Origin of the sequence: Sphingobium sp. (genome assembly GCF_036170395.1) — a bacterium.
Taxonomy (GTDB): Bacteria; Pseudomonadota; Alphaproteobacteria; order Sphingomonadales; family Sphingomonadaceae; genus Sphingobium.
The window spans coordinates 1-7,012 of record NZ_JAVHPD010000002.1; the positions used below are offsets into that span (position 1 = coordinate 1).

The 7,012-nt window shown below is 65.2% G+C and carries 7 protein-coding genes and 1 pseudogene; 4 read left to right on the forward strand and 4 right to left on the reverse strand.

The features are described 5' to 3' along the window. Window positions 1-613, reverse strand: a 613-nt coding sequence (locus tag V2B31_RS00535; RefSeq protein ID WP_328274276.1) for a pyridoxal phosphate-dependent aminotransferase, incomplete at its 3' end; no start/stop codon positions are given. A 465-nt stretch (window positions 614-1,078) separates the two neighbouring features. Here V2B31_RS00535 and V2B31_RS00540 point away from each other — a divergent pair. Beyond that, window positions 1,079-1,481, forward strand: a pseudogene (locus V2B31_RS00540) (endonuclease domain-containing protein). A gap of 13 nt (window positions 1,482-1,494) precedes the next feature. Here V2B31_RS00540 and V2B31_RS00545 read toward each other — a convergent pair. After that, the gene (locus tag V2B31_RS00545) at window positions 1,495-2,445 is read right to left on the reverse strand and encodes a 2-hydroxyacid dehydrogenase (protein ID WP_328274277.1); all 951 of its coding nucleotides are present in this window, start codon (window positions 2,443-2,445) and stop codon (window positions 1,495-1,497) included. Between the two features lie 107 nt (window positions 2,446-2,552). On the opposite strand from V2B31_RS00545, the gene metX reads away from it, so the two are divergent. Both metX and metW read left to right on the forward strand, forming a co-directional pair. After that, window positions 2,553-3,689: a homoserine O-acetyltransferase MetX gene (gene metX, locus V2B31_RS00550; RefSeq protein WP_328274278.1), complete on the forward strand. Its 1,137-nt coding sequence runs from the start codon at window positions 2,553-2,555 to the stop codon at window positions 3,687-3,689. After that, window positions 3,686-4,282, forward strand: coding sequence for a methionine biosynthesis protein MetW (gene metW / locus V2B31_RS00555; protein WP_328274279.1), 597 nt, complete (start codon window positions 3,686-3,688; stop codon window positions 4,280-4,282). The genes metX and metW overlap by 4 nt, the downstream gene beginning before the upstream one ends. Window positions 4,283-4,288: 6 nt before the next feature. Here metW and V2B31_RS00560 read toward each other — a convergent pair whose 3' ends face one another. Beyond that, on the reverse strand, window positions 4,289-4,705 hold the full coding sequence (locus V2B31_RS00560; RefSeq protein ID WP_328274280.1) for a PilZ domain-containing protein: 417 nt from the start codon (window positions 4,703-4,705) through the stop codon (window positions 4,289-4,291). A 470-nt stretch (window positions 4,706-5,175) separates the two neighbouring features. On the opposite strand from V2B31_RS00560, the gene V2B31_RS00565 reads away from it, so the two are divergent. Then, window positions 5,176-6,444, forward strand: coding sequence for a site-specific DNA-methyltransferase (locus tag V2B31_RS00565; RefSeq protein ID WP_328274281.1), 1,269 nt, complete (start codon window positions 5,176-5,178; stop codon window positions 6,442-6,444). On the opposite strand, the gene V2B31_RS00570 is transcribed toward V2B31_RS00565, so the two are convergent. After that, window positions 6,428-7,012 (reverse strand): hypothetical protein (locus tag V2B31_RS00570; RefSeq protein ID WP_328274282.1); only part of this gene is annotated, 585 nt, incomplete at its 5' end. The genes V2B31_RS00565 and V2B31_RS00570 overlap by 17 nt on opposite strands.

Genomic DNA, 7,012 nt, shown 5'->3' on the forward strand with positions numbered 1-7,012 from the left:
CATCATCCTCGTCCGCGTCCAGATATTCGGCATAGGCCTGGTCGAGCACGAACAGGATGTCGGGGCGCAGGCCCGCGTACAGCCGGGCGATCTCCGCCCGGCTCGACATGGTGCCGGTGGGGTTATTCGGGTTGGCGAGGAAAACGACCTTCGTCCGCTCCGTGACGGCGGCGAGCAGCGCATCGACATCGGTCGCATAGTCGCGGTCGGGTGCGATCACCGGGGTCGCGCCGACGCGCCGGGCGGCGATGTCGTAAACCGAGAAGCCGTAGCGGACATAGAGGACTTCGTCGCCTGGCCCGGCATAGGCGCTGGCGGCGATGTGGAGCAGCTCGTCCGATCCGGTGCCGTAGATGATCCGCGCTGGATCGAGGCCGTACTGCGCGCCGATCGCCTCGCGCAGCTTCGCGGCCGACGGATCGGGATAGGTCGCCATGTCGGCGGTCGCGGCGAGGAAGGCGGCGCGCGCCGCGTCGCCGGTGCCGAGCGGATTTTCGTTGGCGCTGAGCTTGATGAGCGGACGGCCGTCATCGGCGGCGGACTTGCCCGGCACATAGGCGTGGATGCCGAGTATCCAGTCCTTGGGCAGCGGCTTTGCGAGCGTGTCAGTCATGGCGCGCGCTTTAGCGGGTTCGGACGGAAAGGCAAAGCGGGGGTGGAGGCGGGGGCGGGCGGGCGATCTCCTACGAAGTTCACACCATGGCAGGGCTTTTTCGGCCCGAAGCGCCCGCGACGCGCCTGCGAGGCTCCTGCAACGTCACGGTCGGGGCACGCGTGGGTCACGATCGGGTCATCGTGACGCGCCTGCGAGGCGTCACGGGATCGGGGCGGGGCAAAGAGGCGGCGCTGGTCCATCCGGGAGGATAGGCCAGAGGAAATCCAATTAGGAAAGCGATTTGTCGGGCGCGTGAACCAGGAAAGCGGGATGCCGGCTCGGGGGCCGGCATTACGAGGCAGGGAGCGGAACAGGCCTAAGTCCTGATTGGAAGGTTGCGCGCCGCATTAGCTGCTCCCCTCCCTGAAAGGGAGGGGCGGGGGGTGGGTAGGCGCGCGGCGCGCGCCCTGTTACTTTGCCGCGATGCGCCGCGTGCCAGCTCATATGACAGCCAATGCGCGCGCCTTGCGGAACGGCCAGACCGACGTCGAACGCATGATATGGCGAAGCCTGTCGCAATTTCGGCCGCGCTTTACTCGGCAGCTTGTCGTCGGCCCCTATATCGTGGACATTGCGTGTCGGACAGCCAAGCTGGCGGTCGAGTTTGACGGCTCGCACCATGGCGATGGGCAAGCCTATGACGCCCGCCGCACCGCTTTTCTGGAAGAGGCGGGATGGACGGTGCTTCGCTTCTGGAACAGCGACGTATTTGAAAATCGAGAGGGCGTGGTTGCCGCGATATTGGATAAGACCGCCGAGTGCCTCGGCGGAACCCACCCCCCAACCCCTCCCTTTCAGGGAGGGGAGAAGGCGGCGCGCAGATTGAGCCGCTCGCGCTGTCACACCACGGGGGTCAGCAGGGGCTGGCCGGCGAACCAGGCGTCTAGGTTGGCGAGGACGAGGTCGGCCATGGCCTTGCGGCTGTGGCGGGTGGCGCTGCCTTGGTGGGGCTGGAGGACGACATGGTCCATGGCGAAAAGGGCTTCCGGCACATGCGGCTCGTGCGCAAATACGTCGAGACCCGCGCCGGCGATGCGTTTCTCACCAAGCGCCGCGACCAGCGCCTCTTCGTCGATGACGCTGCCCCGGCTGATGTTGACGATCACGCCTTCCGGTCCCAGCGCGTCGAGCATGGCCGCGTCCACCAGCCGCGCCGCTTCCGGCCCGCCCGACGTCGCCACCATGAGCATGTCGCACTGGCGCGCGAAGTCGATGCGGTCGGGGACATAACGGTACGGCGCGTCGGCGGCTTCGCGGCGGTTGTGGTAGAATATCTCGCCCGCTACCGGCTCCAGCCGCTTGGCGATGGCGCGGCCGATGCGGCCGAGGCCCAATATGCCGATCCGCGCGCCCGTGACGCGGCCGGACAGGGCGGGGGACTGCCCGCGCGCCCATGCGCCCGATCGCACCAGCCGGTCGTTCGCCGCGATGTTGCGCACGGTCGCATAGAGCAGGCCGACGGCCAGGTCGGCGGTGTCGTCAGTCAGCACGTCGGGGGTGTTGGTGAGGCGGATGCCCTTCGCGCGGGCATGGTCGACATCGACTTTGTCGTAACCGACCGAGAAGAGCGCGATCAGCTCCAGCGCGGGGAGCGCGTCCATGATCCCGGCGGACGCGCCGACCGATCCGAAGCTGACGAGCGCGCGCGAGTGGCGGGCGTCGTCGGAGAGCGTGGCGGGGTCTGCGCCGGCGGCCAGGCGGTGCAGCGTGAAGCGGCGGGCAAGTTCCGCTTCCAGATAGGGGTTGAGATGGCCGTAGCCGAGGACGGGGGGCGCGGGGGTGGCAGTCATGGGCTGGCTGTAGCCGCTTCGCCGCCGCTGGACCAGATTGGCAGGCGGGCAGATTGGCAGGCGGGCAGATTGACAGGCGGGCGCGCCGGTCCTAGCCCCGCGCGATCATGGCGAGCCTCCCATCCAGCGATGACAGCCGCTTCGGCCTGCGCCGGCAGGCACGGCTTACCGGGCCGATCGCGCTGTCGAGCGGGGCGAGCCTTGGCCCGGTCGATATCGCCTATGAAACCTACGGGATGCTCAATTCCGACCGATCCAACGCCATCCTGATCTGCCATGCGCTGACCGGCGACCAATATGTCGCGTCCGACCATCCGGTGACCGGCAAGCCCGGATGGTGGTGGCGGATGGTGGGGGCAGGCAAGCCCGTCGATCCGGCGCGGCATTTCATCATCTGCGCCAACGTCATCGGCAGCTGCATGGGATCATCCGGTCCGGCGAGCATCGACCCGGCGAGCGGCGAGCCCTTCGCGATGCGCTTCCCGGTGCTGACCATCGCCGACATGGTGCGGGCGCAAGCGGCATTGCTCGATCATCTGGGGGTGGAGCGGCTGGCCGCGGTGATCGGCGGGTCGATGGGGGGGATGCAGGCGCTGACCTGGCCGACCTTGTTTCCCGAGCGGGTGGAACGCTGCGTGGTCATCGCCTCGACCGCGCGGCACAGCGCGCAGAATATCGCCTTTCACGAGGTCGGGCGGCAGGCGATCATGGCCGATCCGCTGTGGCGCGGCGGGGATTATTATGCCGACGGGCAGGCCCCCGTCGCTGGCCTTGCCGTCGCGCGGATGGCGGCGCACATCACCTATCTGTCCGAGGCGGGCCTCACCGAGAAATTCGGACGGCGGTTGCAGGGGCGGGACGCCAAGACCTTCGGCTTCGACGCCGATTTCCAGGTCGAAAGCTATTTGCGGCATCAGGGGCTGAGCTTCACCGACCGGTTCGACGCGAACAGCTATCTCTACATCACGCGGGCGATGGACTATTATGACATTGCCGAGGATCATGGCGGTTCGCTGGCCGGCGCGTTCGCCGGAACCAAGGCGCGCTTCTGCCTGGTGAGCTTCGATACCGACTGGCTCTATCCCACGGCGGAATCGCGGATCATCGTCCATGCGCTCAACGCCAGCGGGGCGCAGGCGAGTTTCGTCGAGCTGTCCAGCCCGTTCGGGCATGACGCCTTCCTGCTGGAATGCCCGGAGCTGAACCGGGTGGTGGACGGCTTCCTGCGCGGGGGCCGGGCGTGAGGGAGGCGTTGCGCCCCGACCTGGCGCTGATCGCGCGGACGGTGCGGCCGGGCGCGCGGGTGCTCGATGTGGGCTGCGGCGACGGGGCGCTGATGGCGGCGCTGCGCGATACCGTGGGCGCGGACGCGCGCGGGCTGGAGATTGACGGGTCGAACGTCGCCGCTGCCGTGGCGCGGGGGCTGTCGGTGGTGCAGGGCGACGCCGACACCGACCTTGGCTATTATCCCGACGCCAGTTTCGACTATGCGATATTGAGCCAGACGCTCCAGACCACACGGCGGCCGGATTTGGTGGTGGAGGAACTGCTGCGGATCGCTGCCCAAGCGTTCGTGTCCTTCCCCAATTTCGCGCACTGGCGCGGGCGGCTGTCGCTGCTGTGGGGCGGGCGGATGCCGGTGACGCGGCTGTTGCCCGACACCTGGTACGACACGCTCAACATCCATCATGTGACGGTCGACGATTTCCGCGCGCTGGTGAAGGAGCGGGGCTGGCATATCGACGGGCAATGGTTCCTCAAGGGCGACCGCGAGACCACCCATGCGAACGCCAATCTGTTCGCCGAACACGCGGTGTTCCTGCTGCGCAAAGGATGAAGCCGGTCAGTGCCGCGTTGCGACGCGCAGGCCGAATGTCGTTCGATCAAGCGGGGGCGGGGCCCGCCGGCGCGGCAAGGCGGTTGCACGCCCGACGCCGTCGGTCAGCGCGGCAGCGTGGGGTGGACGTTCAGGGGAGCGCGATTGCCCGGCAGCGCGCATCACCATCTCGACCGACACCGGATCGTCGAAGGCAACACCGAAATAGCGTCTGGAGGTCCAAACGACCTTCGCTGCGATCTCGATGATTCCGCGCGAAAGAAGTATGGCCGTTCCGACCGCCGGCGCGTTGCCCTCCAGTTTCGCGCCCCCTTCCGAAATGTCGCGTATCCGCACGAGTTGCATCGGCGCTCCGGGGCCGGTGCCATCCATGGCCGCGTCGATGAAAACACTTGATCGTTTGGGTCGCGGGGGCTTGTCCATTGCCTGCCTCACCATCTGCTATCGGGCATCAATCCGCCTATAGCCGGTAAGTTGCGCATTTCGTCCCGCGCACAAAACAGCCGGGCGATGCGCACGCAGCGCTTGCGACGTGCCTTTAGGAGCAAGATGGTGCGCGACCCAGTCCGGAGCGAACGGGTCTCGGCGTTACTGTCAGGTGAATTTCCCTGTGTACAGGGAAATCTGCAGGGAATTTGGACAAAAAGCTGTCATTGAGGAGCAGTAACCTGCCTGCAATACGCCATAGGCTCGGGGCACCATGGGAAATTCCCTACGGCAAGAAGCAGGGTATTTTGCTAAAGCAGCAGGGTTTGCCATTCGACAAAGTGGCATGCGGATACCGCAAACGCCCACCCTGCGAGGCTTCAATCCAGCCATCTGTTAGATGTTGAATAACGACGTAATTCAGTGCTCAGGAAGGTCCTGACACGCTCCCACTGGAGTACGTCACCATGTCAAAGAAAGCATTGCAAACCGGTCACGACGATGACCATCACGGTCGGCTCGAGATCGAATATCTCGCTACCAGCGCCCTCACCCCTGATCCCAGGAATGCACGTAAGCATAGCGCGAAGCAGATCGCGAAGTTGGCACACATCATATCGGAATTTGGCTGGTCGTCACCTATTATCATCGACGAGCTGAATATGGTGCTCGCCGGCCATGCCAGACTGCAGGCCGCCAAGTCGCTACGCATGACCGACGTACCTTGCGTGCGCCTGCCGCATCTCGATGCGCCGGCCAAGAAGGCGTTGGCGATCGCCGACAATGCAATGACGGATGCGTCCAGCTTTGACGATTCCATCCTGCGCGAGACGCTGATCGAACTCACGGGCCTCGAATTCGATCTCGATCTGACCGGCCTGGAGATGGGCGTCATCGATTTCCTGATCGATGGCTCTCCCAGCGATGCACCAATGGATCCCGCGGATCTGATCGAGGCACCGAACAGCGATCAACCTGCCATCACTCGATCAGGCGATCTCTGGCTGCTCGGCGAGCATAGACTGCTGTGCGGGAACGCGCTCGAACCTGATGCCTATCAGACGCTGATGGGCGACGAGCGGGCCTCTATGGTCTTTTCAGACCCGCCTTATAACGTCCCGATCAACGGGCATGTGTCAGGTCTGGGTCGCCATCAGCATCGCGAATTCGCCATGGCATCTGGCGAGATGTCCGAGGATCAGTTCCGATCCTTCCTCACCACAGCGATGCAGCACATGTGCGCCTTTGCGCGTGACGGATCGATCCACTTCCTGTGCATCGATTGGCGCCATGTGCGCACGATGCTGGAGGCCGGCGACAAGCTATATACTGAGCTCAAGAATATCGTGGTCTGGAACAAGACCAATGGCTCGATGGGGAGCCTGTATCGCTCGAAGCATGAGCTGATCGTCGTCTTCAAACAGGGCACGGCCTCGCACGTCAATCATGTGGCGCTGGGCAAACATGGTCGACATCGTACCAATGTCTGGGATTATCCTGGCGCAAATGCCTTCGGCAAATCCCGGGATCGCGATCTTGCCGCCCATAGCACACCCAAGCCGATCGCCCTGGTAGCGGACGCGATGCGGGATTGCTCCGATCGGGGTGACCTCATTCTCGACCCGTTTATGGGCTCGGGCACGACCATCATGGCGGCCGAGCGCAGCGCTCGGCGCGCAGCCGGTATGGAGATTGATCCTCTCTACGTGGATAGCGCAGTCAGGCGATGGGAATGATGTCGGGAGCAAGACAGGACAGCGCGACCAGCCGGCCGAGGCGCGTGCGGCACCGGCCATGCGCCGCAGCCAGCGCGTTGAGCGAGCGGTCGGGGTGAGCAAGGACGAGCTTGCGCGCGGCATGCGCCTCGGCGATCAGCGCGACCAGCCTCTCGTCGCGGCGCGGCGGCTCGGCCATGAGCGCGTCCGGACCCGGGATCACCAGCCGGATCTGGTGACCGCGGCGGACCTTCACCACCGGCAAGTCGATCAGGATCGGCTGATTGTGAGCGAGACCCTGCTGATCAGCACCAAGGGCTGCGGCAAGCCTGGCTGATCCGATCGCCATGGCGACATGATCCTCATGGAGGGTGATGCGCTCGGTAACGGCGGTCATCAGCTGCAGCCTGTCATGCGCCGTGCCGCTGCGGAGCGTGCCCTGTGCCCCTGCCTTGAGCTTCGCCTGGACGGCGTTCCACAGCTCTGCTGGGACGATCGCGTCATGCTCTCCGGCAAAATGATCGCCCTTGTGGACACCGTGTTCGGCGATCCCAAAATGACCACTGCTCTCCTCGATCGCGTCACCCAT